This window comes from Anaerocolumna sp. (assembly GCF_032079385.1).
GTDB lineage: Bacteria > Bacillota > Clostridia > Lachnospirales > Lachnospiraceae > Anaerocolumna.
The window spans coordinates 76,343-102,321 of record NZ_DAMAUC010000011.1 but is presented as its reverse complement, the minus strand read 5'-3'; the positions used below and the strand labels follow the sequence as shown (position 1 = coordinate 102,321).

Sequence of the window (25,979 nt, the reverse complement as noted above, 5' to 3'; positions counted from 1 at the left end):
AATATATATGTTTAGTAAAGCATACAGTGCTGCTGTCAATGGTATAGACGGTATGATCGTCACTGTTGAAGCAGATGTAAGTGATGGATTACCGATGTTTGATTTGGTGGGCTATTTGGGTTCTGAAGTAAGGGAGGCAAGGGAGCGGGTCCGTATTTCCCTTAAGAATTCAGGATATCATTTACCGCCTAAAAGGATTACCGTCAATCTTTCCCCCGCAGATATTCGAAAAGAAGGTACAGCCTTCGATCTTCCTATAGCAATCGCTATTTTAACCGCTTTCGGTTATATTCCTCAAGAAAATCTAGCTCATACTTTATTTATTGGAGAACTAAGTTTAAATGGTGACATTAACAAAGTCAATGGAGTTCTTCCAATTGTTTATACTGCCTTAAAACAAGGCTTTACCAGATGTGTTATTCCTGCCGGTAATGTAAAAGAAGGTGCTGTAGTTCAGGAGATGGATGTATATGGTGTAAGCTGTCTTAAGGAAGTGATTGGATATTTGAATAATGATTCTATCCTAGAACCTTACTTTCTTGATGTAGATAAACTTTTTTCAAGTCATAGAGATGATGAGGATATTGATTTCTCAGATGTAACAGGTCAGGAACTGGCTAAAAGAGCCATCGAAGTGGCGGCTTCCGGAATGCATAATGTTTTAATGGTGGGTCCGCCGGGAGCCGGCAAAACAATGCTTGCAAAACGAATTCCCACAATTATGCCAGAACTATCCTTTGAGGAAAGTTTGGAAATATCTAAAATCTATAGCGTATCAGGGCTATTGGATAATAATCAGTCTTTAATTCTTAAAAGACCATTTCGGTCACCACATCATACCATAACAACGGCAGCTTTAACAGGAGGAGGCAGAATACCTATGCCGGGCGAGATTAGTCTTGCTCATTTAGGAATTCTGTTTTTGGATGAATTTCCGGAATTTAACCGTAATACCATTGAAATATTGAGACAGCCCCTGGAGGAAAATGAAATCACTATCGCAAGATTACAGGGAACCTTTCGATATCCTGCCAACTGTATGCTGGTGGCGGCAATGAACCCTTGTTCCTGCGGTCACTACCCTGATCGGAATAAATGCAATTGTTCACCTAATCAGGTAAAAAGGTATCTGGGTAAAATCAGCAGGCCTTTGCTGGACCGCATTGATATCTGTATTGAAACCCTGCAAGTGAACTATAAAGAGCTGGAAGAGAAAAAAGTTTCAGAAACTTCAAAAGATATAAGATCAAGGGTTATGAAGGCAAGAGAAGTACAAATGAACCGTTATTGTAATGAAAAATTCAATTATAATTCCCAATTAACTCCTAAATCCATATCAAAGTATTGTAAATTAGGAAAAAAGGAACAGATTCTGATAGAAAAAGCATTTACCAAGATGAACTTAAGTGCCCGGGCATACCACAGAATCCTTAAGGTGGCAAGAACGATTGCCGATTTGGATAGCTCGGAGGATATCAGTGTAAAACATTTAAGTGAAGCAATTTGTTATAGGAGTCTGGATAAAAAGTATTGGGAAGAATAAGGAAAGTAATAATAACCTTGTTTGGTGGGAGTTATTGAAATATAGAATTCACAGCCTGATTTGTGGCAGTGCTGCAGCTGCAAGCAGACGCAGCATGCAATGGAAGCTGGTATGAAAGAATAATACAATGTAACGAAGGTGCATTATAATTATATTGAAAGAAGGATTTGCCTGTGAAGAATAAAGAGTATTGGTTTTGGTTATGTAATATACATAACATTGGATTAAAGAAAATACAAGCTGTTTTGGAACTGTATGAGACTCCTGAGAGAGCCTTCCATGAAAGTGAAAAAGGATTAGAGTGTTTAAATATATTAACGGATGAAGATAGGTTTATGATGCATAAAAGTAAGGATTCTGGAAAAATTCAAGAAAACTATGCTAAACTACTGGATAAGGGCATATATTTTGTAACAAAAGAGGACAGTGAATATCCGGATAAATTGCGAAATATTTTTAATCCGCCTTATGCACTATATGTGAAAGGAAATCTTCCAAAGAACCAACTAGGTTCTGTTGCTATTATAGGTGCCAGAAACTGTTCTGAATATGGCAGGGAGGTAAGTAAGTATTTCGCATGTGAATTGGCAAAAGCGGGTCTGCAGATTATCAGTGGATTGGCCAGAGGAATTGATGGATATGCCCACGAAGGAGCACTGGCGGCCCAGGGAAGTACCTATGGAGTATTAGGGTGTGGAATTGACATTTGCTATCCAATCGAAAATTTTTCAATTTACATGGAGATGCAAAAAGAAGGGGGAGTTATATCAGAATATGGAATAGGAGTAAATCCAAAAGCTGGTAATTTTCCAATGAGAAACCGTATTATCAGCGGAATGTCCGATGGAATATTAGTAATAGAAGCAAAAGAAAAAAGCGGTTCTTTGATAACGGTTGATCTAGGTTTGGAACAGGGAAAGAACATTTATGCCTTGCCCGGACGCATTAATGACCGGTTAAGTACAGGCTGTAATAATTTGATAAAAATGGGTGCAAAATTAGTTTTAGAGCCCAAAGATATACTGGAAGATTTCTTTCTAAATTATAAAGAAAATGAAATGGATTCGAAAAAAAACTATAAATTGCTTGAAACCCAAGAAAAAATGGTATATGATAGTTTAAGTTTCTACCCGAAGCATATGAATGAAATTGCTGGAGAAACTAATTTTAGTATATATGAATTATCCGAAATTCTTTTAAGCTTAGAGCTAAAGAATTATATTAAGCAGGTTAGAAAGAATTATTATGTTTATATTCCATAAAAAATGTAATGAAAGCTGCAAAAAATTATAGGGGAGTGAATGATAGTGGCTAAAAATCTAGTAATTGTAGAATCACCGGCAAAGGCGAAAACCATAAAAAAGTTTCTGGGAACCAACTATGAAGTAATGGCTTCCAATGGACATGTTCGTGATTTACCAAAGAGCCAGCTGGGCATAGATGTGAATAATGATTATGAACCCAAATATATAACGATACGTGGTAAAGGAGAATTACTTGCTAAATTACGAAAAGAAGTAAAAAAAGCAAATAAAGTATATTTGGCAACTGACCCGGACCGTGAAGGAGAAGCTATTTCCTGGCATTTGTTTCAAACATTAAAGCTGGATAAGAATAGTACCAGCAGAATTGCTTTTAATGAAATTACTAAGAATGCGGTTAAGAATTCCATAAAGCAAGCCAGAGATATAGATATGAATTTAGTGGATTCTCAACAAACAAGGCGAATTCTTGACCGTATGGTGGGATACAGTATCAGTCCACTGCTATGGGCTAAAGTAAAAAGAGGATTAAGTGCAGGACGTGTACAATCCGTTGCTTTGCGAATTATTTGTGACAGAGAAGAAGAAATTAATGCGTTTGTACCGGAAGAATATTGGAATTTAGAAGCAACTTTTCAGGTAAAAGGTGACAAGCATCCCTTGATTGCCAAGTTTAACGGTAAAGGTAATAATAAAATGGTGATTTCTTCAGAAGAAGAAATGAATCAAATTCTAAAAGATTTAGAAAATGCTTCTTACAAAATAACGGAAATTAAAAAGAGTGAGAGACAGAAGAAAGCGCATCTTCCTTTTACAACCAGTACTTTACAGCAGGAAGCTGCCAAGACTCTTAATTTTTCTACTTCAAAGACAATGAGCCTGGCGCAACAATTATATGAAGGTGTTGACGTAAAAGGCCATGGTACGGTTGGTTTAATTACTTATTTACGTACGGACTCCGTTCGTATCTCAGATGAGGCAGATACTGCTGCAAGAGAATTCATTGGAGAAACCTATGGCAAAGAGTTTATTGCCGGCAAAGAGGAAGGAAAAGAAAGTAAAAAGCGTATACAGGATGCCCATGAAGCTATTCGTCCGACTTATGTTACTTTGACTCCTGTTCTTGTAAAAGAGTCTCTTTCCAGAGATCAATTCCGGTTATACCAGCTTATATGGAAAAGGTTCGTTGCAAGTAGAATGCAGCCGGCTAAGTATGAAACTACTACGGTTAAAATTGACGGCAATGGATACCGATTTTCCACTTCAGCCTCCAAAATAATATTTGAAGGATACATGTCTGTTTATACAACGGATGAGGATCAGGAACAAAATAAGACTTTATTAAAAGATTTAAGTGAAGATTCAGAACTTATTTTAGAAGAGTTAAATAATTCTCAACATTTTACTCAGCCTCCGGCTCATTATACGGAAGCGTCTTTAGTAAAGACTTTGGAGGAATGGGGTATCGGCAGACCAAGTACCTATGCACCAACTATAACCACTATTCTTGCAAGACGGTATGTAGTTAAAGAAAATAAAAATCTCTATGTTACAGAACTGGGCGAAATTGTAAACAACATTATGAAAAAAGCTTTCTCCAGTATTGTAGACGTTAATTTTACTGCAAATTTAGAATCTTTATTAGACAGTGTGGAAGATGGTACTGTGAATTGGAAAACTGTGATTCGTAATTTTTATCCCGATTTAGAAGAAGCGGTTAAATTAGCAGAAAAAGAACTGGAAGAAATTAAAATAGAGGACGAGGAAACAGATGTTATCTGCGAAGAATGCGGAAGAAACATGGTGATAAAGTATGGACCTCACGGTAAATTCCTTGGATGTCCAGGTTTTCCTGACTGTAGAAATACCAAGCCGTATTTGGAGAAGATAGGTATACCTTGCCCGATTTGCGGAAAAGATATAGTTATCCGTAAAACCAAAAAGGGAAGGAAATATTATGGATGTGAAAACAATCCGGAATGTGAATTTATGACATGGCAAAAACCTTCCAAAGAAAAGTGTCCAAAATGTGGTGGCTACATGTTGGAAAAAGGGACAAAATTGGTTTGTAATGACGAAAAATGTGGCTACGTGGCAGTTAATAAGTGAAAATTATGTTGAATCGTATGTATAATTTAGCTAATTTGTATAAATTACGTGAATTGGCTATTGTTTTTCGTAAAAATGTATGTTAATATTGAAATTGTAGCAGAATTTAAAGCCTATAATTTGTTCTCTGCTATGATCTATTGAATTAATTAAGTATTCTTATTAGGTGGGGAGTACTAGGAGGACGTTACATGAGCGTACAGTTGCTAGATAAGACAAGAAAAATTAATAAACTTTTACACAACAATGATTCACAAAAAGTAGTGTTTAATGATATCTGTGAAGTGTTAGGAGAAATTTTAGAATCCAATATTCTTGTAATCAGTAAAAAAGGTAAAGTGTTAGGAATTAAGAATCGTGATGATATTACAGAAATCAAAGAATTAATAAAAGACACTGTTGGCGGTTATATTGATACCTTGCTCAATGAAAGACTATTAAATGTACTTTCAACGAAAGAAAACGTTAATTTATTAACCTTGGGATTTGAATTCGACAATGTGAATGATTACCAGGCAATTATTACACCCATAGATATTGCTGGGGAAAGATTGGGTACATTATTCCTTTATAAAATTAACAGTCAGTATGATATTGATGATATTATTTTAAGTGAATATGGAACTACAGTTGTGGGACTTGAGATGATGCGCTCTGTAAATGAAGAAAGTGCGGAAGAAAACCGAAAGGTTCAGATTGTGAAATCAGCTATCAGCACCTTATCCTTTTCTGAACTTGAGGCTATTACACATATATTTGAAGAATTAGACGGTAATGAAGGAATTTTAGTTGCAAGTAAAATTGCTGACAGAGTAGGAATTACAAGATCAGTAATTGTTAATGCTTTAAGAAAGTTTGAAAGTGCCGGTGTTATTGAGTCCAGATCATCCGGTATGAAGGGTACTTATATAAAAGTGCTCAATGACGTAGTTTTTGAGGAATTAAAGAAATTAAAGAAGTAGTGTGAATTATTGGAATGCATAAGATTTTCACTAGTGCTCCATCTGCAAGCAGACGCGGCATGCAATGGGATATGGTGTGTAAAAGAGTTAATGTATGAAAATTTACATGAAATTAATAAAAACAATACTATAAAAGGTTATGATACAGATATGAAAGGGGTTTATGGGGGTATAACTCATAAACTTCTTTTTTTCGATTTTTTACTACAAGATATGGTATTATTAGCCTATTTTTTAAAATATTCCTTGTCTTTTTGTCGGATTGTATTTATAATATGCTTAAATGAAAGGAGAGGGGTAAAAATGATACAATCAAACGCATTCAACTATGTTAATATACTGGATAAAGCAGCTGATGCAAGCTGGATTAGAAACAAACTAATAACGAATAACCTCGCCAATGTCAGTACACCAAATTATAAAAGAAAAGATATTCAATTTCAGACATATTTAATGCGAGAAATGTCGGGAAAAGGTTCTTTAGATCAAAAAGTGGCAAATGCCAATCTGAAGTCTTTAGATGCTACTGTTTATACTGATCATGCCAATTTGTCTTACCGCTTAGATGGTAATAATGTTGATATTGATACAGAGAATGCATCTCTTACAGAAAATCAGATCAGATATTATACCCTTTTAGATTCTATGACAAAAGAATTTAGCAGAATAAAAACTGTACTTGGTGGTAATTAGGAGGTAAATTATGTCTTACATGAATGGAATGAATATTAGTGCCAGCGGTATGAGTGCGCAAAGATTACGTATGGATATTATATCCCAGAATATTGCTAACGTGAACACTACCAGAGATGAGAACGGACATCCTTATAGACGTCAGACTGTTGTGTTTTCTGAAAAAACACCGGCACCTTTTGCCGGATTTTTAAATAGTGCTACAGGTGCAAGAAACGGAAGCGGAGTGAAAGTAACGCAGATCATCCAAGATAGTAATACTCCCATGAAAATGGTTTATGATCCTTCACATCCGGATGCCAATGAAGAAGGCTATGTAACTTATCCAAATGTAAATACAGTAACAGAAATGACAAATTTAATCGATGCAAGCAGAGCATACGAAGCTAATGTTACTGCATTTAACGCAACTAAGAGCATGGCTTTGAAAGGTTTAGAGATTGGTAAGTGATAAAAAATTATCAAACTAAAGATTAATGCGTATACACTGGGAGATATGCAGGAAAGAGGAAAAAATGGACATATCATCTTTAAATAGTTTATCTGGTCTTAATAACTTATATAAAGAAAATAATAGTTTATCAAAAACGAATCGAAATGAAACCTTTGATAAATTATTTCAATCTGCACTTTCGATGGTTAAAGATACCAACAATTTAACAAATGCTGCAGAACAAGCAGAAATTTCCTACGCATTAGGATTAACCGATAGTACTCATGATCTTCAGGCTGCTCAAGAAAAAGCGAATATTTCTTTGCAATATACAGTTGCTGTAAGAAATAAAGTCTTGGAAGCTTATAAAGAGATTATGAATCTACAATTTTAACTTGATGACTAGGGGAGCAGTGTGATGACAGATAGATTAAAGAAGATACCGATTCAATTAAAAGAACAATGGAATAAGTATTCAAGTAAACAGAAGACAATAATCATAAGTGTAATTGCTGCTGTCTTTTTGGCATTGATAATTTTGTATGTTCTCTTAAGCAGGACGCATTTTAAAACATTGCTTGTTTGTGATACACCAAAAGATGCCAGTAAAGTTGCGGAAATATTAAAAGGAGATGGCATTGATTACAAACTGGGAGAGGACAACGTGACAATTTCAGTTGACGAAAAGAAACATGCGGATGCACTTCTGCTAATAGCAGGAAGTGATGTGCCATCAACCGGCTTTACAATAGAAACACTTATGAAAAATGATCTTAGTACAACAAATAAGGATAGAAACCTTAAAAATCATCTATATTTACAATCTGAGATTAGAAAATATTTAGTCACCATGAAGGGAATAAAAGATGCACAAGTAACTTATGTTCCTGAAGATAATAGTTATAGTGTTCTGAAAGAGAAACAAGATTATCCCGCAAGTGTTGCTTTAACCATAACGGAAGATTTTGAAATCGGAACAGCCGAGACTGTAGCAGAATATGTTGCAGCAGCTATCGGTAATGAAGCTACGGATAAAATAAAAGTAATTGATCAAAATGGTAATTTGCTATTTGGTGGTAAAGAGGATTTGTATTCCGGTAGTGCAAATTCCGTTTTAGAGTATAGAGAAAAGCTTCAGAATACATACAATAACAATATCTACATATTAATGATGAAATTAGGATATGACGATGTCCAGCCTATGTTTAACTGGTCACTTAATATGGATCGGGTAGAGGAATTATTTACGGAACAAATACCTGCAGAAGGTCAGGAGCAAGGCTTATATAAGAATTATTATTCCTATGAGGCAGAAAACACTGCTGGTTATGATGGCGGTATCCCGGGAACCGATTCCAATGATGAACCTTCATACGCTATAGAAGATGGTGCCAATGGTTCCAGTGTTTCTACTTTACAGATTGAATATCTGCCAAGTGAAAGAGTTACTAATACAACATATGAAGTAGGAGCAGTTATTCCGGAAGAATCTTCCGGCAGTATTGTATGCACAAAAGTCGTAACTTACAAAGAAGAGGATTTGAAATTGCAAGGATTGTTAAAGGATACCACCTTTGAAGAATATGTTCTTGCAAATAACGAAAGAAAACAGTTAGATGTGGATGAAGAGGTATATACATTAATCTCATTAGCAACAGGTATAGCACGAGATAAAATTCAAATCTTAGCTTATGAACAGCCGGTATTTATCCCAACACAATCTTCAAACAACTGGCCTTTATATGTACAAATCATTCTTGCAGTTTTAATTATAGCATTATTATTATTTGTAGTATTTAAGGGTACTTCCCCAGTGGAAGTAATAGAATTAGAGCCTGAATTATCTGTAGAACAGCTTTTAGCAACTACCAGAGAAAATCAAACCTTAGATGATATTGAATTCTCTGAAAAATCAGAGACCAAGAAGATGATTGAGAAATTTGTTGATGAGAATCCGGAAGCGGTTGCACAGCTATTAAGAAACTGGCTCACCGACGAATGGAATTAATCTGAAGGAGGATAGCATATGGCTAAGGCAAGTGAATTATCAGGAGTACAAAAAGCTGCAGTGCTATTAATTGCTCTTGGTCCTGAAAAATCGGCCAGAATATTTAAGCATTTAAAAGAAGACGAAATCGAGCAGTTGACACTAGAAATTGCAAATACAAGAAGTGTTTCTCCAGCTACTAAGGAACAAATATTAAATGAATTTTATGAAATATGTTTAGCGCAACAGTATATTACAGAGGGTGGTATTGCTTACGCAAAAGAATTATTGGAAAAAGCACTTGGAGAGGAAAAGGCGAGAAATGTAATTGGCAAGTTAACTGCCTCCTTACAGGTTAGACCTTTTGAATTCGTTCGTAAGGCGGATGCTTCTCAGATGTTAAACTTTATACAGGATGAACATCCTCAGACAATTGCACTTATTTTGTCCTATTTATCATCTGCACAAGCGTCTGCTATTATTTCCTCCCTGCCACCAGATAAGCAGGCTGATGTTGCAAGACGTATTGCACAGATGGATCGTACATCACCGGATGTAATTAAAGAAGTTGAAAGGGTATTAGAACGCAAGCTATCTTCTTTAGTAAATCAAGATTACACAATTGTTGGCGGTGTAGATGCTATTGTTGCAATCCTTAATACAGTAGATAGAGGAACAGAAAAACATATCATGGAAACTCTTGAAATTGAAGATCCTGAATTGGCTGATGAAATTAGAAGAAAAATGTTTGTATTCGAAGATATTCTTTCACTGGATGATAAATCCATTCAAAGAGTTCTTAGAGAAATTGATAATAATGAATTGGCTGTTGCTCTTAAAGGTTCTTCCGAAGAAGTTCAACAGGTTATCTTTAATAACTTGTCAAAACGTCTTGGTACTATGATAAGAGAAGATATGGAATTCATGGGACCTGTACGTTTGAAAGATGTTGAAGAAGCACAGCAGAAGATTGTTAACGTTATTAGAAAATTAGAGGACTCCGCTGAAATAATTATTTCCAGAGGTGGAGGTGACGAGATAATTGTCTAATATTATAAAATCCCAGTTTGTTTATATTCATCAAAATGAAAAGAAAGTAATCGATACCAATCAATTATGTGAGAAAATCTTTTTAAATCGATTTACAGCAGAACCGGATGAATATGAAGTACAGGATGAATTAGCGGCAACAGAAGATAGTTTTTTTAAAGAAGGAATAAAAGCCACTGTAGTTGAAACAAGAATTACAGAGGAAGAAGAGAAGTTTGCTAACCAGCAGAGAGAAGATATTATAGCAGGGGCAAGGCAGGAAGCGGCTGATATTATAGCCGCGGCTGAAGAAGAAGCAAAAAAAATGCGGGATTCTTTATATGAGGAAGCTTGTCAAAAGGGTTACAAGGAAGGGTTTGAAAAAGGTAAAGCAGCAGTAGAAGATTCAAAAAAAGAATTGGATATCTTAATTCAGAAGCAAAAAGAGGATTACCAAAAACAAATAGAAACCTTAGAGCCCGAATTTGTAAAACTCATGTGCGGTTATATTGAGAAAATCACAGGAATTATAGTAGAAGATAAGGAAGAAATTATCTTACATCTGATACACAATGCATTAATCCACGGAGACAGGAGTAAGAATTATTCTGTTAAAACTTCAAAGGATGATTACGATTTGGTATTATCTAAAAAAGAAGAGATATATGATTGCGTCGGGGAAGATGCTGTTATAGAAATTATTATGGATAATGAATTATCTAAAAATCAATGTTTCATAGAAACGGACAATCGAGTGATTCAATGCAGCTTAGACGTGGAGCTTAACAGCTTAATAGAAGATTTGAAGATTCTTTCCCATTGCTAAAATATAGAATGACTTAAAGATAATCCTGGCGGCTAAACAGACAGCAAAGTGATTGAATAGATAGCCGTGGAAATAATCTGAGAAAGTTTGGTACATATAATGATGACTGTTGATTTTGAAAAGTATAGAAAATTACTTGATAAAAATTATGAAAAAGCACTTGGAAAAGTTGTTAAAGTAGTAGGTTTAACCGTTGAATCCATAGGACCCAATGCTAACTTAAATGACCTATGCTATATCGTTTCGGGTGACAGAACTCAGACGGTCATGGCAGAAGTAGTAGGCTTTAGAGAAGATAGAATTCTATTGATGCCCTACGGAAACGTAGAAGGTATCGGTATTGGAAGCACAGTGGAATCAACTATGGCACCACTTAAGGTGCCGGTTGGAGAGGAACTGCTGGGGAAGACTTTAGATGGTTTAGGTAATCCTATTGATGAGTGTGAATTGGATTTTCAGGAGTATTATTCGGTCTTGGCCGCTCCTCCCGATCCTATGAAACGTAAATTAATCGATCAGGTTCTGCCTTTAGGAGTAAAAGCGGTTGATGGAATGATTACTGTGGGCAAAGGACAAAGAATTGGTATCTTTGCCGGCAGTGGTGTAGGAAAAAGTACATTATTAGGTATGTTTGCAAGGAATACCAAAGCAGATATTAATGTTATCGCTCTTATTGGTGAACGTGGCAGGGAAGTTCGGGAATTTATTGAACGAGATTTAGGGGAAGAGGGTATGAAACGGTCTGTTGTAGTAGTTGCTACTTCGGATAAACCTGCCCTGATACGTAAAAAAGCAGCCCAGACAGCCACAGCAATTGCAGAATATTTCAGAGATAAGGGAAAAGACGTCTTATTAATGATGGATTCTCTTACCCGTTTTTCCATGGCCCAAAGAGAGATTGGCTTGGCTTCTGGAGAACCGCCGGTAACAAGAGGCTATCCTCCCAGTGTATATTCAGAGATGCCAAAACTTTTAGAACGGGCAGGATATGCAGAGACTGGTTCTATTACAGGATTATATACCGTTCTTGTGGATGGTGATGACTTTAATGAGCCGATTACCGATACAGCAAGAGGTATTCTAGATGGACATATTATGCTGACACGTAAGATGGCTAATAAGAATCATTATCCTGCCATTGATGTATTACAAAGTATCTCCCGTGTTATGTCCTCCATTGTTACAAAAGAACACAAGGAGGTTTCGGGAAAGCTTAAGATGGTATTAGCTACTTACAATGAAGCAGAAGATTTAATTAACATCGGTGCATATAAAAATGGTTCCAATAAGAGCATAGATTATGCCATTTCCAAAATAGAAGCAGTAAATGATTTTTTACGGCAGCGAGTAGACGAAAAGTTAGATTTTAATCAGGTTGTTGAGCAATTGGAAAACATATTTGCTGAATAGGTGTAGGTAGAGAGAGTATATCCCTTCTACCGGAGATTTGTACTACACACAAATTCTCCAGACTTTAAAAGGAGTATGGCTGTATAGATGACCAAATTTGTTTATAAAATGGAAAGCATTTTGCAAATTAAATACAAAATGGAAGAACAAGCAAAAACTGCTTATGGAAATGCTCACGCGAAACTAATAAATGAACAGAAAAAATTAGAGGAGTTAATGAACAAAAGGCAGTATTATGAAGACGAATTAACTAGTCTGATGCATTCAAAATTAAAACTATTAGATATTAAACAGTGTGAGAACAACATTGAAATTATGAAGTATTATATCAAACTTCAGCAGATAGAAGTAAAGAAAGCGGAACAGCAGCTGGAAGCAGCCAGAGTTCGTTTAAACAATGCAATGGTTGAGAGAAAAACACATGAAAACCTGAAAGAAAAAGCATTTGAAGCTTTCATGCTGGAATATGAGGCTGAACAACGGAAAGAAATAGATGAATTGGTCAGCTTTAAATATAATAATCCTACCGATGACCAGGAGGAAGGTAATGGCTAAAAAAAATAAGAAAGATCGTATCGATACAACTAATAAAAAAGGTACGGTAAAAGGAAAAGTTTTTGCAATACTCCTTATATTACTTATTGTTTTCGTTTGGTTAGCTATTTTTGCTTTATTAATAAAATTAGATGTTGGAGGATTCGGAAGTTCTATACTCCGTCCTTTGATTAAAGATGTTCCTATTATTAATAAGGTATTACCGGATGTATCCGATGAACAATTAGCTTACGAGAATGACTATCCATATAAATCATTAAAAGATGCTATAGAACGTATCAAAGAACTGGAATTAGAACTAGAAAATTTATCAGATAATGATACAGATAGTACAGGTAAGATTAAGGAATTAGAGGCAGAGATTTCGAGACTGAAAGTTTTTGAAGAAAACCAGCTGGCATTCGAAGAAAGACAGAAAGCCTTTGATACAGAAGTAGTATTTGGTGAAAATGCTCCCAGTATTGAAGAATATAAGAAGTATTATGAAAGCATTAATCCAACACATGCGGAAGAAATATACAGACAAGTAGTAGAACAAGGACAGATATCTAAGTCCATTCAGGAAAAAGCAGATATATACAAAAAGATGAAACCAAAAGCTGCTGCACAAATACTGGAGACTATGACTGCAGATATTGACTTGGTAGCGCAAATGCTTCTTAGCATGAGCCCTTCTGAAAGTTCTGCCATTTTAGCAGAGATGGATTCTACAGCTGCTGCTAAGATAACAAAGAAAATGTTTGATTTAGGGCAGGTAAATGAATGACTTAATATGGTAACCATTCACGTGGCTCCATTTAAGTATATACAAAAGTTTTAAAATACTAAGAGAAAGGAGGGAACAAAGGATGGTAGCACAGGGCGTTCAGTCAGTGTCTGTTAGAACCAATAGTTTAAAGTCTGTTAGCGGTAAGAAAAGTACTGAAAATTCTGCATTTGATAGTATTATTAATGATAACTTAAAATCCAATGACATAGCTAAAAGTATGGTATCTCAGAAACAACAGAAAAAGAATCTGCCAGACTATATTGGGTATTCAAAAGAATCTGCCAATACACAAAAAGCTAATGGAGAGCTGGATAAAACAAGGAATCAAAATACAGTAAAAACCGAAACAGCAAAAACGCCGAAATTGATTAATGATTCTACTGCAGAAACCGAAGCTGCTAAAGCTTTAAAAGAATTAGAAAATACTGTGAAAAAAGCTCTAAAGCTGACAGATGAGGAATATGCAGAAGCTATGGGGGTTCTTGGACTAACTGCGGTGGATTTATTAAACCTTGAGAATTTAAAACAATTATTATTAACAGTAAATGGAGCAGAAGACATTACTGAAGTTTTAACCAACGAGACTTTAGCAAATTCAATGGAAAATTTATTATTAGAGGTTAATAAGTTTTTGGAATCAAATGAAGAATTATTAAGAGAATTACAACCGGAGATTTTGGATACGGATTCTATGGAAGGTTTGATACAGCAAGGGGATATACAAAAGGCAATCGATGCGGATAATTTAGCAACTGAGAATACTAACCGAAGTCAAGAATCGAAAGAAGCAATTTCTGGTATGCATAGGGATGCTTTTGAAGTAGTAGTGGAGAAAAAAGAAAATTCTACTGCCGGATTAGAAAGTGGTAAACCTGAAGAGGTTATGAATTCTCTATCTTCTGGCACACAAAGTTTAAGTAATAGTAAAGACGGAGAGTTAAGTTCCACTAATTCGAATCTTTTAGATGAAAGTGAAATACAAGATGATTCCGTTGGATTAGAAGGTAATTCCAAAGACAGCGAATTAAAGTTTGAACCGCTAAATGATATGAATTCCTTTATTAACAATTTGGCTGCTGCTATAGGCGAAGAATATGTTGATGGGGAACAGGTAACTGGCACGAGTACCATACATGACGTTGCCAATCAAATTCTGGAGCAGTTAAAGGTAAGCATAAAACCAGATGTTACTTCTATGGAATTACAGTTGAACCCGGAACATTTGGGTAAAGTAGCACTGACCATTGCATCCAAAGACGGAAGTTTAACAGCGCAATTTACGGCACAAACTGAAATGGCAAGAGAAGCCATTGAAAGCCAGATGCATGTATTGCTTGAAAACTTAAATAATCAGGGATTAAAAGTGGAATCAATTGAAGTTGCTGTTTCCAACTTTACATTTGATGAAAGTAATCAGGCTGCTAAAGGTGAGGAACAACAAAGTGGTTCACGAGACAGAAATCATTTTAGAAGTGATGAAGAAATATTGGGTAATACGGAAAGTGTATCAGAACTAAACGGTATTGTTTCAGAAGTTTTAGGGCAAAACGGAAGTATAATCGATTACACCACATAATGGAAAACGATAATGAGAAAGGAGGAAACTATGAGTGAATTAATAAAATCGGTTAGTAGCGGCGTGGTTGAGCAAAGAAAAGACACCACGGATAATACAGGAACCTCAGCTCTTGGAAAAGATGCGTTTTTAAAATTACTGGTTACACAGATGAAGTATCAGGATCCATTAAACCCTAATACCGATACGGAGTTTGTGGCACAATTAGCAACTTTTTCACAATTAGAGCAATTACAAAACCTTGGACAGACTTCAACCAACGCACAGGCCTTTAGCCTTGTGGGCAAGGATGTAGTAGTAAAAACCACCAATTCATCTGGTGAGATAATATATAAGCAGGGTAAAGTAGATTATGTTAATATTACTAAGGGTAAAGTACAATTATCCATTAATGGAAATAATTATGCCATGGATGATTTATATCAGGTAATTGACAGTTATTTTCTTATTCTACAAGATATACCTAACATTCTGCAAAAGATTGATCTGGAGTTTGACAGAGATCTCCCAGAAGATGTTACCTTCCAGGTAAATATGGGTAAAGGTGATTATGTCGCTGATGATGTGGCAATCGTAATCAAAGGAAAGGTAATAGAAGAAAAATATATTAAAGTAGAAGGCAACAAGATTACTATTAGTAAAGAGGGATTGGCTGAGTTTGAACCTGGTGTCTATAATGCAACAATAGTATTCAATGACCCTCTTTATACAACAGTTGCAGATAAAATCACTATTAATGTAAAAGGAACTCCAAGCGATCCAGATGAACCTAAAGATCCAGATGAGCCCAAAGATCCAGATGAACCGAAAGAACCAGAGGAGACTTAAACTGCGTATGCATATTGAAGGCACTAAAGCCCAGGAAAAGAGGATAGCATGAATCAAATTTCCAAAACAAATTTCTCTTCCATAGAGCAGATGACCGGGCAATTCTTAAAAACTGGAAGTGCTGCAGTAAAACAACCCCAGACAGGCAGAGCATCTTTCCATGAAATGCTGTTAGAACAACAATCTCTTGCGAAACAGGAGTCTTTGAAGTTTTCTAAGCATGCCAATGAAAGACTGGCTAGCAGAAATATTGATTTATCACAGGCTCAATTAAATAGATTGGAAACTGGTGCAAAGAAAGCCGGGGAGAAGGGAATTCAAGAATCATTAGTAATGATTGACGATATTGCATTTATAGTGAATATTAAAAACAATACTGTAATAACAGCAGTAAATGACAGTGATGAAAAAATATTTACTAATATAGATGGTGCTGTGATTGCTTAATGCCGGACCGAATGGAAGCATATTATCCTTGAACGCCAGATAGGATAAATAATACAATAGCAGAACGGCAAATATCCCAATTATACATAGAAAAATAGTTCCAAAAAAGTACTTAAGAATACGTAAATTGGAGGAAATACAATTATGATGAGATCATTATACTCTGGTGTATCCGGACTTAGAGTTCACCAGACAAAGATGGATGTTATAGGTAATAATATTGCAAACGTAAATACAATTGGTTTTAAATCAAGTACAGTAAACTTTTCTGATATATTTTATCAAACAACACAAAGCGCAACAGGTCCCAATGCTGAAACTGGAGCTGCTGGCCAGAATGCTATGCAGATTGGTCTTGGTTCAACAGTAGCTTCTATTAAAGCCTCTATTACACAGCATGGTGGTGCTCAAAGAACAGATGATCCTTTTGATATTATGATTTCGGGAGATTCATTCTTTATTGTAAACAGCGGTGGTACTAATTATTTTACAAAAGCAGGTGCTTTTGATATAGATGGTGCAGGAACCTTATGTACTCCTTCTGGAGCAAAAGTTATGGGATGGCAGGTAGATCCAAAAGATGAGAAAAGAATCTTATCAGGGACTGTTTCAGAACTTAACCTAAGATCTCCTGAAAATCTGTATTCAGAGCCGGAAGCAACTACAGCAGCACATATATTCGGTAATATTGATAATAAAGATCCACAGGTAGCAAGCACCGGTTCAGGGAAAAATGTAACCGTTGAGTTTTATGATAGTTTAGGACATACTTATAAGGCGAGTTACAACATTAAACAAAGCTCGGCAACTAATACCGATAATTATACTGTAGCATTAACAGATGTTACAGATTCGGAAGGTAAGTCCATATTCGTTGATTTTGATGCTACGAATAATAAATATGTGTTAAAAAGTCCACTTCCTACAGTTAATTTTGGTTCAGCAGGTACTGTGGCTGTTGATGATAAAACCGGTAAAGTTACAATAACTGGGGCTTCCACTACGTTGGAAATGGATGGAGTAACCGGAAAGTTTAAAAGCGTTGCCGCTACGGCAGGAAAGACTTCAGTAGGATTAAAAGTGGGTACATCACCAGATCCATTTAAAGAGGTTTCTATAGACTTTTCAACTATCACTATGTTTTCTGCAAGTAATTCCTCATCTCTGGAATCTGCAAAAGGTGATTTAAATGGCCTAGGCGCTGGTAAAAAAGTAGGTAATATGAATGGTATCAGCATTGATACTTCCGGTAAAATCTACGGTAAGTATGACAATGGTGACAGCCGTTTATTAGGACAAATTGCAGTTGCATCCTTTGCTAATCCAGCAGGTCTTGAAGCAGTTGGTGATAATATGTTTGCACAAACTCTTAACTCAGGTTCATTTGATGGAATTGGTCATGATGTAAGTCTTGATGGCGGTAAATTTACAACTGGTGTACTTGAAATGTCAAACGTAGATTTATCACAGCAATTTACGGATATGATTACAACCCAAAGAGGCTTCCAGGCAAATTCAAGAATTATAACAACTTCAGATAGTTTATTGGAAGAGTTAGTTAACTTAAAACGATAAGTAAATTTATAAATTAATATTATTTTAATATAGAAGAAATTCTTTAGAAATGATAGGTAAAAGAATATAGTTTAATTAGGTTGGTTAAGAAATGATAATCGGTGGCAGGAAAACTGCCACCGGAATAAAAAATTGAGTATGTTTTTATGTCTCAATAATAACTGCAACATATTTTAATGCGTAAAAAGCACATAATGTAAATACTAAAACGCGGATGGGAGATAAATATGATTAATGTTACGAAGATGAATAATGTGAATATTACAATTAACGATGATTTGATTGAAGTGATTGAGGAGACTCCGGATACTGTAATTACTCTAACTACCGGTAAAAAATTAATAATAAAGGAGAGTAGGGAAGAAGTAATTGAGTTGGCTAAAAAATATAAGAAGGAGTTGTATCGACAAGAAAATTAATATTATTATATAATATTTTATATAAATCAAAAGAGAAAAGAATAATTCATTTTTATAAAAAATATAAGTACAAAAGACTAAGTTAGGTAGGTGACTATTTTGAATATCGCGTCATTATTAGGAATAGTAAGTGGTTTTGCTTTAATGGTATTTGGTATTGTATTTGTAATGACAACAAAAAGCTTAGACATGTCATTATTAACAAACTTTTGGGATATTCCTTCTATATTAATTACATTTGGTGGTTCCTTTACAACGTTAATGACTATGGAACCAAGTTTAAGATCCTATATTGAGAAACTATCTTCTTTTCGTTTAATCTTTAAGAATCTTCCCTCTAACGAAATGGAGACGATTCAGAATATTATAGCTTTATCCAATGTTGCAAGAAAAGAAGGACTTTTGGCACTGGAAGAAACAGCTAATGGAATTGAAGATGAATTCTTAAAAAAAGGTATTTTATTAATTGTAGACGGTACCGATCCGGAATTGGTTCGAAGCATTTTAGAAACCGAATTAAACTGCATTGAAGGAAGACACAATGATGTAATCGGTTTCTGGGATAAGTTATCAGCTATGGGTCCTGCCTGGGGTATGATAGGTACATTAATCGGTCTTATAAACATGTTAAAAGACTTAAATGATGTGGCAACTATTGGACCTAATATGGCTGTTGCTTTAGTAACAACCTTTTATGGTTCCGTATTGGCTAACTGGATATGTATCCCTGTTCTTAATAAGCTAAGAATTAAGAATGCCGGGGAAATCATGATGAAAGAAGTAGTTGTAGAAGGTCTTCTTTCCATACAGGCCGGTGAAAATCCTAGAGTTATTGAAGAAAAATTAAAATCTTTCTTAAAACCAGCAGTTCGTTCAGAATATGAACTAAATGAAGGCGGTGAAGAGAATGCCTAGACAAAAGAAGAGCGAAGAACCAAGCGCAGGAGCTCCCTGGCTGAATACATTCGCGGATTTAATGAATCTTTTGCTTTGCTTTTTCGTTTTACTATTTGCTTCCTCTAATATAGACGCAGAGAAATATGAGCAAATTGCGGCTTCTTTATCAAATAATTTCAGTATACTTCAAGGCGGAGGATCTGCCATAAAGGAAGGTCAGTTAATTTCTACTGGTATAAAACAAATGGACAACCTTGGTGAGTATGAAGATACCATGGGAGAAGCGTCCAAAGAAACTGGTGGAAATTCAGACTCAACGAATGAGTTAGATATGAAACTACTGGAAGAAAAAAAGGAAGTTTCGGAAACTATGTATGATGAGTTGGCCGATTTATCTGAAAAATATAAAGTCAATGACGATATGGAAATCAGTATTGATCCCAATTTTAATTATGTAAAATTATCATTGAGTGGTTCCATATTATTTGACTCCGGCGAAGCAAAAATTAAGGCAGATGCATTACAGTTATTTAGTAAAGTCGGTGATATATTAAAAGTTTATGACGATTACAAAATTGAACTGGAAGGCCATACAGATAATGTTCCTATTCGTAATAGTAAATATGAAAGTAATAATTGGTTATCATCAGCTAGAGCACTAAATGCAGCCACCTACCTGATTGAGAAAAAGGGATTAAGCCCTGCGACTTTAAGCTGGACAGGCAGAGGAGAATATGATCCGGTGGCAAGCAATTCCACAGAGGAAGGCAGAGCCAAAAACCGTCGTGTTGAAATTAAAATATATAACGATGTTGGACAATAATACATGTTTATAAAAAGGCAAAAAAACTATAACGTAATAAGAGCATGAATGTATTGTGAGCAAGGTCAAACGCTTTGCTAGAAAAAACGAAAGCTAGGAAAGGCACGGTATACCAATGAAAAAGAACATGTTATCTATTATTATCTTAGCAGTAGGTATTTTAAATGTTATATTAGGAGCAGTTATCGTTTTTGCAGTCGTACCTACCGCAACCCGTACTAACAATTTGATTTCTAAAGTAGCCTCTGTGGTTGATTTAGAGCTGGAATCTAAGGATAATTCGAAAAATCAAGTTAAGATTGAAGATATAGAAAATTATTCAATAGATGATATAACGATTACCTTAAAAAGAAACGAAAATGATTCAAAAAATCATTACGCTTTAGTATCTTCTGTATCCATATCCATTAATAAGAAATCAACAGATTACACTAAATTAAAGCCTATAATAGAGACAGGCCAAAGCACTATCAAAGAAATCATATCAGATGAATTCTCAAAATATACAGTAGATGCTGTTATGGATAATAAAGAAGCTATTAAATCAGAAATCCTAAGAAGATTACAAGAAGAAATATACAATTCTGATTTTATTGTCGGATTATCTTTAGGGGAAACCCTCGTAGAATAAAATATTTTGATGATTTTATGGAAAAAGTATGATATTATAATTACTAGAAAGAACTTGGGAGGTAGTGATAATGGGTGATGTCTTATCTCAAAACGAGATAGATAACCTACTAAAGGCAATAAACAGCGGTGAACTGGACGCAGATGATATGAAAGACAGTGGTGAAAAGCAAATTAAGAATTATGACTTTGCAAGACCATCCAAGTTTTCTAAAGAACATTTAAGAACCTTAGAAAATATATTTGAGCATTACGGAAGATTACTTTCAACCCATTTACCCGGCTACGTAAGGAAAAATGTTCAAGTTGAAGTGATGAATTCGGAAGCTGTTACATATTCAGAGTTTACCAATGCATTATCTAATCCGGTTTTATTAGGAATCATTGATTTTGCGCCTTTAGAAGGAAATATTATTATTGAATTAGCTGATAATCTAGGTTATGCCATTGTAGACAGAATGCTTGGCGGTGGTGGTAATCCACTGGAAAAAGCAAGAGAGTTTACTGAGATAGAGTTAACGATTATTGAAAGACTTTTTAATTTATTTACGTCTTTACTAAGCGAACCGTGGAGTAATGTGGTGGAAGTAGAACCTAGATTAATAAGAATTGAAACCAACTCTCAATTTGCCCAGATTATAGCGCCTAGCGAAATGACATCCATCGTTACTATGAACATAAAGATTGGTAATGTGGAAGGAATGATGAATGTTTGTCTTCCTTATGTTTGCCTTGAAAGTGTGATTGATAAGTTAAATACTAAATTCTGGTTTTCCACAATGCAGACAAAGGATGATAAAACCTATAGAGATTTCATTGAAGTTGCCATATCCAGAGCAAGGGTTCCAATCAGAGCGGTTCTTGGTAAGAGTACTATTTCGGTGAATGATTTTATGGGCCTACAATGCGGTGATATTATCAAGCTTAATACAAAACTTGAGGATGAGTTAAATGTTTATGTTGGAAACATAAACAAGTTTTCAGCTCTACCAGGAGCTGCTTCAGACTCCTATGCAGTTAAAATTTCATCAATTATAAGAGAGGAGTAGAATTTATGGATGGAATGTTATCTCAGGAAGAGATTAATGCATTACTAAACGGCATGAGTTCTTCTGATGATAGTGATAAAAAAGTAAATACACAAGCAGATTCCTTAACAGATGCTGAGAAAGATGCAATTGGGGAAATATCTAATATTAGCATGGGGACGGCAGCAACCACTTTATCTTCTTTGGTAAATCAAAAGGTTGTTATAACAACACCTGTTGTGTCCTATGCAACTTGGAGTGATTTAGCAGATACCTATGACAGACCTTGTGTTTTCATACAAATTTATTATAAAGATGGTCTGGATGGGAACAATATTCTGATTTTAAAGGAAAGAGATGTTAAAATCATTACTGACTTAATGATGGGTGGAGATGGCACAAATACAGATGGTGATTTATCAGAATTACATTTAAGTGCAATCAGTGAAGCGATGAATCAAATGATGGGTTCTGCTTCCACTTCAATATCTTCTCTATTAGAAAAGAGAGTGGACATCAGTCCGCCAGAGGCTAAGATTGTGGATCTAAATGACACCATCGACGCTGAAGATGTTGCTCCATTTTTAAAGAATTTATTCGTAAAAGTAGCTTTTAAGATGGAAATTGGTGACCTTGTTGATAGTGAATTAATGCAGTTATACCCATTTGACTTTGCAAGGGATATATATAATAAGTTTGTAAAGGACAAGCAGCCGAATAACGAAAATAAGGCGGTGCAAACATCATCTGTAACTGCAAATGTAACTCAAGATGATGATGCAGGGATGAATATAGAACAAATGATGCAGCCAGATCAAGGAACACCAACAACGCAAAATATGCAAGGCATGCAGAATATAACTAGGGGAGTGAATAATATGATGCCAATGATGCAAGATGTGAATGTTCAACCGGCACAGTTTCAGCCATTTACTGCAGGTGTGGCGCCAGTGGTTCAACCGGAGAATATTAACCTTTTAATGGATGTTCCATTAGAGGTGACCGTAGAACTTGGTAGAACAAGTAAATCTATAAAAGATATACTTGATTTTACACCTGGTACAATTATTGAGTTAAATAAACTTGCAGGTGAACCTATTGATGTTTTAGTAAATGGAAAATTTGTAGCTAAAGGTGAAGTAGTGGTAATTGAAGATTCCTTTGGTATAAGAGTGACAGAGATTATTAAATAAATTACAAAATTAATAGGATAGGAGATTTAAAAATGGCAAAGAGTATTTTAATTTGTGATGATGCTGCTTTTATGAGAATGATGATTAAGGATATTTTAACAAAGAATGGTTACACCATCGCAGGGGAAGCTGAAAATGGTGTAAAGGCAGTTGAAAAATATACAGAAACAAAACCGGACTTAGTTATGATGGATATTACAATGCCGGAAATGGATGGTATCCAGGCATTAAAGAAAATAAAAGCAACAGATCCAAGTGCGAATATTATTATGTGTTCTGCAATGGGACAACAGGCAATGGTTATAGAATCTATTCAGTCAGGAGCAAAAGACTTCATAGTAAAGCCTTTCCAGGCAGATAGAGTTCTTGAAGCAGTAAAAAAAGCGGTTGGTTAAAATGGGTATATTATCAACAAGAACATCGGAATTGTCCAGTGGATGGCAATTAGTAGGTGTATTCATACTATTTATATTTATTCTAGGAGCCACTTATTTGACCACCAAAATTGTGGGTGGGGTTAAATTAAATCAAACAAAAAACAGTAACTTTCATGTGATTGAAACTTATAGAATAACCCAGAATAAATATTTACAGTTAGTAAAAGTGGGAACCAGATATATTGTTTTAGCAATTAGTAAGGATAATGTGAATTTTATCACTGAATTAGAAGAAGATGAAATTTTAAACTTAGACCAAATGGTTCATAGTAAAATGAGCTTTTCAGATGTTATGTCAAAGATTACGAACCGGCAAAACAATATCTTTTCCCCAAATATAAAACACAATCCTGAGAATCAGCAATATGATGATGCTTCTCAAGATAATAAAAATAACTAGTAAAGGTTGGTATTCATGAGTACATATATAAAAAAGCAATTAAGAAACGCGACAAAAATTAGTGGAATCTTATTTGTTGTGTTATGTATATTAACCTTTATTTTTATTGCACCAATGAAGGTATCTGCTACGAATATTAATGATAACAGGTCAACAGAAACTACCAATAAAAAGGACACTGCTAAAGAAGATGATGGGGCAGTAGATATTACAGGTGCAATTGGACCTTTTCAATTTAATCTTGATACAGGTTCAGAAAGTAATGGGTTATCAGCAACACTACAGATTTTACTGTTATTAACGATTATTTCATTAGCACCTGCTATATTGATTATGGTAACATCCTTTACCCGTATTCTGATTGTTATGCATTTTGTTAGGTCTGCGTTAGGAACACAAACCACACCGCCAAATCAAGTACTTATAGGACTGGCATTATTCCTTACCATATTTATTATGTCACCGGTGTTTACACAGATTAATAATAAAGCGATACAGCCGTTACAGCGGGAGGAAATTACAACCGAAGAAGCTATTGACGCGGGTATAGAACCACTTCGTGATTTTATGTTGAAACAGGTAAAACCCAAAGATTTAAAATTATTTATGGATATTGCAGAAATTGGTCCTGTTGACGATTTTAAAGAAATACCAATAACGGTTTTAATTCCTTCTTTTATTATCAGTGAATTAAGAATCGCATTTATTATAGGTTTCTTAATCTACATACCATTTATTGTAATTGATATGGTTGTGGCTTCCACACTAATGTCTATGGGTATGATGATGCTTCCTCCAACTACTATATCTATGCCATTTAAAATACTATTATTTATATTAATAGATGGATGGGGATTAATTATTGGAGAGTTGGTAAAGACCTTCTATTAACTTACATAAATATAATCAGTTGTATGAAATGTTTATATAACTAGAAAATAGCACAATAAATAATTTACATTAAAAAAGACTAAGGTAGGATAGCGGTTATTGAAGTTAAGTAAAATCAATAAGCGAAACCTATATTTAAAAGTACCATATGTAACAGGGAGGTTTTTCATGAATGAAAATATTATAATAGATATTGCTAGGGGTACGTTGTGGCTTATTATAAAAGCATCAGCACCTATGTTAATTGCCTCCTTAGTTATCGGTCTAATAATTAGCATACTGCAAACTGTAACTTCCATTCAAGAACAAACCCTCACATTTGTTCCTAAACTGATTGCTGTATTCTTAATATTAATGCTTTTTGGAAATTGGATTCTTACGGAAGTGAAGGATTTTGCAATTAATTTGATTACGAATTTCAGTTACTATATTCAGAACCTATGACAGTTCAAGCAGATCATTTAGAAGCTTTTTTGCTGATACTAGTGAGGATAACAGCATTTATCTATGTAGCACCATTTTTTAATTTAAAAAACGTGCCTCGAAAAGTGAAAGCAGGTTTTTCGTTTTTCTTTGCCTTAGTATTATATGAGGTAGTTCCAATACCTGATTTAGCTTACCAAGGGGTAATTGGATTTGCAGGTTTATTAATTAGTGAAGCTTTAGTTGGTATTATACTAGGATTTTTCACTAATATTTGTTACTATATTTTGGCATTCGCAGGACAAATGATGGATATGGAAATTGGTTTTGCTATGGTTAATGAATTTGATCCGGTTTCTAATATTCAGACTACCATCACCAGTAATTATTATTCTTATATAGTAATGTTAATTATGATGGTGACAAATCTACATCATTATTTAATCATTGCATTTGCCGATGCTTTTAAGATTGTTCCGATAGGAGGGGCACATTTTAGTCCCAATCTATACTTACTGATGGTTGAGTTTATAAAGGAATATTTTATTATTGGATTTCGGATTATTTTGCCTGTCTTTGCGGCTACGTTAATTTTGAATGTCATTTTAGCAATACTGGCTAAAGTTGCACCCCAAATGAATATGTTTGTTATTGGTATTCAGCTTAAAATATTTGTGGGATTAGCTGTTTTGTTCCTGGTTGTAGGCTTGACACCCAGAGTGGCAGAGTTTATTTTTGATGAAATGATTTTTATGATGCGTTCTGCCATAGAAGGATTACGTTAATTATGTTTTGAAATATTCAGAGATTCCGCTACATAGCTTTATTATTAAA

At 34.9% G+C, this 25,979-nt stretch carries 28 protein-coding genes; all 28 read left to right on the top strand.

The window, feature by feature from the left end; all coding sequences use genetic code 11:
• Positions 1–7 precede the first annotated feature (7 nt).
• The 28 genes from RT261_RS10750 to fliR all read left to right on the top strand — a co-directional run bounded on the left by RT261_RS10750 (position 8) and on the right by fliR (position 25,930).
• Entirely contained in the window at positions 8–1,543 is a 1,536-nt protein-coding gene (locus RT261_RS10750) for a YifB family Mg chelatase-like AAA ATPase (RefSeq protein WP_313132426.1), read from the top strand.
• A gap of 173 nt (positions 1,544–1,716) precedes the next feature.
• Positions 1,717–2,805: a DNA-processing protein DprA gene (gene dprA, locus RT261_RS10745; RefSeq protein WP_313132425.1), complete on the top strand. Its 1,089-nt coding sequence runs from the start codon at positions 1,717–1,719 to the stop codon at positions 2,803–2,805.
• 45 nt (positions 2,806–2,850) lie between these two features.
• Positions 2,851–4,914 carry a type I DNA topoisomerase gene (topA, locus tag RT261_RS10740; RefSeq protein WP_313132424.1) on the top strand — a complete coding sequence of 688 codons (2,064 nt, stop codon included), beginning with the start codon at positions 2,851–2,853 and terminating at the stop codon, positions 4,912–4,914.
• Between the two features lie 191 nt (positions 4,915–5,105).
• The gene (gene codY / locus RT261_RS10735; RefSeq protein ID WP_313132422.1) at positions 5,106–5,876 is read left to right on the top strand and encodes a GTP-sensing pleiotropic transcriptional regulator CodY; all 771 of its coding nucleotides are present in this window, start codon (positions 5,106–5,108) and stop codon (positions 5,874–5,876) included.
• Between the two features lie 303 nt (positions 5,877–6,179).
• Positions 6,180–6,569, top strand: a complete 390-nt coding sequence (flgB, locus tag RT261_RS10730; protein WP_313132421.1) for a flagellar basal body rod protein FlgB — start codon at positions 6,180–6,182, stop codon at positions 6,567–6,569.
• 10 nt (positions 6,570–6,579) lie between these two features.
• Positions 6,580–7,020: a flagellar basal body rod protein FlgC gene (gene flgC / locus RT261_RS10725; protein WP_313132419.1), complete on the top strand. Its 441-nt coding sequence runs from the start codon at positions 6,580–6,582 to the stop codon at positions 7,018–7,020.
• 64 nt (positions 7,021–7,084) lie between these two features.
• On the top strand, positions 7,085–7,396 hold the full coding sequence (gene fliE, locus RT261_RS10720; protein ID WP_313132418.1) for a flagellar hook-basal body complex protein FliE: 312 nt from the start codon (positions 7,085–7,087) through the stop codon (positions 7,394–7,396).
• Positions 7,397–7,420: 24 nt separating this feature from the next.
• Positions 7,421–9,010: a hypothetical protein gene (locus RT261_RS10715; RefSeq protein ID WP_313132416.1), complete on the top strand. Its 1,590-nt coding sequence runs from the start codon at positions 7,421–7,423 to the stop codon at positions 9,008–9,010.
• A gap of 18 nt (positions 9,011–9,028) precedes the next feature.
• Positions 9,029–10,039: a flagellar motor switch protein FliG gene (gene fliG / locus RT261_RS10710; protein ID WP_313132414.1), complete on the top strand. Its 1,011-nt coding sequence runs from the start codon at positions 9,029–9,031 to the stop codon at positions 10,037–10,039.
• Positions 10,032–10,844 carry a FliH/SctL family protein gene (locus RT261_RS10705; RefSeq protein WP_313132413.1) on the top strand — a complete coding sequence of 271 codons (813 nt, stop codon included), beginning with the start codon at positions 10,032–10,034 and terminating at the stop codon, positions 10,842–10,844. Before fliG ends, RT261_RS10705 begins: the two co-directional genes overlap by 8 nt.
• Before the next feature lie 102 nt (positions 10,845–10,946).
• Positions 10,947–12,254 (top strand): flagellar protein export ATPase FliI, encoded by a 1,308-nt coding sequence (gene fliI, locus RT261_RS10700; protein ID WP_313132521.1) that lies wholly within the window; start codon positions 10,947–10,949, stop codon positions 12,252–12,254.
• 87 nt (positions 12,255–12,341) lie between these two features.
• Positions 12,342–12,809 carry a flagellar export protein FliJ gene (fliJ, locus tag RT261_RS10695; RefSeq protein WP_313132412.1) on the top strand — a complete coding sequence of 156 codons (468 nt, stop codon included), beginning with the start codon at positions 12,342–12,344 and terminating at the stop codon, positions 12,807–12,809.
• Positions 12,802–13,575: a MotE family protein gene (locus tag RT261_RS10690; protein ID WP_313132411.1), complete on the top strand. Its 774-nt coding sequence runs from the start codon at positions 12,802–12,804 to the stop codon at positions 13,573–13,575. Before fliJ ends, RT261_RS10690 begins: the two co-directional genes overlap by 8 nt.
• 82 nt (positions 13,576–13,657) lie before the next feature.
• Positions 13,658–15,154: a flagellar hook-length control protein FliK gene (locus RT261_RS10685; RefSeq protein ID WP_313132409.1), complete on the top strand. Its 1,497-nt coding sequence runs from the start codon at positions 13,658–13,660 to the stop codon at positions 15,152–15,154.
• A gap of 30 nt (positions 15,155–15,184) precedes the next feature.
• A complete protein-coding gene (locus RT261_RS10680) occupies positions 15,185–15,982 on the top strand; it encodes a flagellar hook capping FlgD N-terminal domain-containing protein (protein WP_313132408.1) in 798 nt (265 codons plus the stop codon).
• 48 nt (positions 15,983–16,030) lie between these two features.
• Positions 16,031–16,429 carry a TIGR02530 family flagellar biosynthesis protein gene (locus tag RT261_RS10675; RefSeq protein ID WP_313132407.1) on the top strand — a complete coding sequence of 133 codons (399 nt, stop codon included), beginning with the start codon at positions 16,031–16,033 and terminating at the stop codon, positions 16,427–16,429.
• A 144-nt stretch (positions 16,430–16,573) separates the two neighbouring features.
• Positions 16,574–18,004 (top strand): flagellar hook protein FlgE, encoded by a 1,431-nt coding sequence (locus RT261_RS10670; protein WP_313132406.1) that lies wholly within the window; start codon positions 16,574–16,576, stop codon positions 18,002–18,004.
• A gap of 227 nt (positions 18,005–18,231) precedes the next feature.
• Entirely contained in the window at positions 18,232–18,423 is a 192-nt protein-coding gene (locus RT261_RS10665) for a flagellar FlbD family protein (protein ID WP_313132405.1), read from the top strand.
• 99 nt (positions 18,424–18,522) lie between these two features.
• The gene (locus tag RT261_RS10660) at positions 18,523–19,338 is read left to right on the top strand and encodes a motility protein A (protein ID WP_313132403.1); all 816 of its coding nucleotides are present in this window, start codon (positions 18,523–18,525) and stop codon (positions 19,336–19,338) included.
• Positions 19,331–20,143 (top strand): flagellar motor protein MotB, encoded by an 813-nt coding sequence (locus RT261_RS10655; RefSeq protein ID WP_313132401.1) that lies wholly within the window; start codon positions 19,331–19,333, stop codon positions 20,141–20,143. The genes RT261_RS10660 and RT261_RS10655 overlap by 8 nt, the downstream gene beginning before the upstream one ends.
• 115 nt (positions 20,144–20,258) lie before the next feature.
• On the top strand, positions 20,259–20,774 hold the full coding sequence (locus RT261_RS10650) for a hypothetical protein (protein ID WP_313132399.1): 516 nt from the start codon (positions 20,259–20,261) through the stop codon (positions 20,772–20,774).
• 70 nt (positions 20,775–20,844) lie between these two features.
• Positions 20,845–21,822 (top strand): flagellar motor switch protein FliM, encoded by a 978-nt coding sequence (fliM, locus tag RT261_RS10645; RefSeq protein ID WP_313132398.1) that lies wholly within the window; start codon positions 20,845–20,847, stop codon positions 21,820–21,822.
• A gap of 5 nt (positions 21,823–21,827) precedes the next feature.
• On the top strand, positions 21,828–22,994 hold the full coding sequence (fliY, locus tag RT261_RS10640) for a flagellar motor switch phosphatase FliY (protein WP_313132396.1): 1,167 nt from the start codon (positions 21,828–21,830) through the stop codon (positions 22,992–22,994).
• A gap of 32 nt (positions 22,995–23,026) precedes the next feature.
• Positions 23,027–23,389: a response regulator gene (locus tag RT261_RS10635; protein WP_313132395.1), complete on the top strand. Its 363-nt coding sequence runs from the start codon at positions 23,027–23,029 to the stop codon at positions 23,387–23,389.
• Between the two features lies 1 nt (position 23,390).
• On the top strand, positions 23,391–23,831 hold the full coding sequence (locus RT261_RS10630; protein WP_313132393.1) for a flagellar biosynthetic protein FliO: 441 nt from the start codon (positions 23,391–23,393) through the stop codon (positions 23,829–23,831).
• 15 nt (positions 23,832–23,846) lie between these two features.
• Positions 23,847–24,722 carry a flagellar type III secretion system pore protein FliP gene (gene fliP, locus RT261_RS10625; protein ID WP_313132392.1) on the top strand — a complete coding sequence of 292 codons (876 nt, stop codon included), beginning with the start codon at positions 23,847–23,849 and terminating at the stop codon, positions 24,720–24,722.
• Positions 24,723–24,890: 168 nt separating this feature from the next.
• Positions 24,891–25,166, top strand: coding sequence for a flagellar biosynthesis protein FliQ (gene fliQ / locus RT261_RS10620; RefSeq protein ID WP_313132390.1), 276 nt, complete (start codon positions 24,891–24,893; stop codon positions 25,164–25,166).
• Positions 25,163–25,930, top strand: a complete 768-nt coding sequence (gene fliR, locus RT261_RS10615; protein ID WP_313132388.1) for a flagellar biosynthetic protein FliR — start codon at positions 25,163–25,165, stop codon at positions 25,928–25,930. Before fliQ ends, fliR begins: the two co-directional genes overlap by 4 nt.
• Positions 25,931–25,979 lie beyond the last annotated feature (49 nt).

What these genes read in the sequence shown, in the direction of transcription:
- RT261_RS10750 (WP_313132426.1), top strand. Translation starts at nt 8, where the DNA reads ATGTTTAGTAAAGCATACAGTGCTGCTGTCAATGGTATAGACGGTATG.
- codY (WP_313132422.1), top strand. Translation starts at nt 5,106, where the DNA reads ATGAGCGTACAGTTGCTAGATAAGACAAGAAAAATTAATAAACTTTTA.
- flgB (WP_313132421.1), top strand. Translation starts at nt 6,180, where the DNA reads ATGATACAATCAAACGCATTCAACTATGTTAATATACTGGATAAAGCA.
- flgC (WP_313132419.1), top strand. Translation starts at nt 6,580, where the DNA reads ATGTCTTACATGAATGGAATGAATATTAGTGCCAGCGGTATGAGTGCG.
- fliE (WP_313132418.1), top strand. Translation starts at nt 7,085, where the DNA reads ATGGACATATCATCTTTAAATAGTTTATCTGGTCTTAATAACTTATAT.
- RT261_RS10715 (WP_313132416.1), top strand. Translation starts at nt 7,421, where the DNA reads ATGACAGATAGATTAAAGAAGATACCGATTCAATTAAAAGAACAATGG.
- fliG (WP_313132414.1), top strand. Translation starts at nt 9,029, where the DNA reads ATGGCTAAGGCAAGTGAATTATCAGGAGTACAAAAAGCTGCAGTGCTA.
- fliI (WP_313132521.1), top strand. Translation starts at nt 10,947, where the DNA reads ATGACTGTTGATTTTGAAAAGTATAGAAAATTACTTGATAAAAATTAT.
- fliJ (WP_313132412.1), top strand. Translation starts at nt 12,342, where the DNA reads ATGACCAAATTTGTTTATAAAATGGAAAGCATTTTGCAAATTAAATAC.
- RT261_RS10690 (WP_313132411.1), top strand. Translation starts at nt 12,802, where the DNA reads ATGGCTAAAAAAAATAAGAAAGATCGTATCGATACAACTAATAAAAAA.
- RT261_RS10685 (WP_313132409.1), top strand. Translation starts at nt 13,658, where the DNA reads ATGGTAGCACAGGGCGTTCAGTCAGTGTCTGTTAGAACCAATAGTTTA.
- RT261_RS10680 (WP_313132408.1), top strand. Translation starts at nt 15,185, where the DNA reads ATGAGTGAATTAATAAAATCGGTTAGTAGCGGCGTGGTTGAGCAAAGA.
- RT261_RS10675 (WP_313132407.1), top strand. Translation starts at nt 16,031, where the DNA reads ATGAATCAAATTTCCAAAACAAATTTCTCTTCCATAGAGCAGATGACC.
- RT261_RS10670 (WP_313132406.1), top strand. Translation starts at nt 16,574, where the DNA reads ATGATGAGATCATTATACTCTGGTGTATCCGGACTTAGAGTTCACCAG.
- RT261_RS10665 (WP_313132405.1), top strand. Translation starts at nt 18,232, where the DNA reads ATGATTAATGTTACGAAGATGAATAATGTGAATATTACAATTAACGAT.
- RT261_RS10655 (WP_313132401.1), top strand. Translation starts at nt 19,331, where the DNA reads ATGCCTAGACAAAAGAAGAGCGAAGAACCAAGCGCAGGAGCTCCCTGG.
- RT261_RS10650 (WP_313132399.1), top strand. Translation starts at nt 20,259, where the DNA reads ATGAAAAAGAACATGTTATCTATTATTATCTTAGCAGTAGGTATTTTA.
- fliM (WP_313132398.1), top strand. Translation starts at nt 20,845, where the DNA reads ATGGGTGATGTCTTATCTCAAAACGAGATAGATAACCTACTAAAGGCA.
- fliY (WP_313132396.1), top strand. Translation starts at nt 21,828, where the DNA reads ATGGATGGAATGTTATCTCAGGAAGAGATTAATGCATTACTAAACGGC.
- RT261_RS10635 (WP_313132395.1), top strand. Translation starts at nt 23,027, where the DNA reads ATGGCAAAGAGTATTTTAATTTGTGATGATGCTGCTTTTATGAGAATG.
- RT261_RS10630 (WP_313132393.1), top strand. Translation starts at nt 23,391, where the DNA reads ATGGGTATATTATCAACAAGAACATCGGAATTGTCCAGTGGATGGCAA.
- fliP (WP_313132392.1), top strand. Translation starts at nt 23,847, where the DNA reads ATGAGTACATATATAAAAAAGCAATTAAGAAACGCGACAAAAATTAGT.
- fliQ (WP_313132390.1), top strand. Translation starts at nt 24,891, where the DNA reads ATGAATGAAAATATTATAATAGATATTGCTAGGGGTACGTTGTGGCTT.
- fliR (WP_313132388.1), top strand. Translation starts at nt 25,163, where the DNA reads ATGACAGTTCAAGCAGATCATTTAGAAGCTTTTTTGCTGATACTAGTG.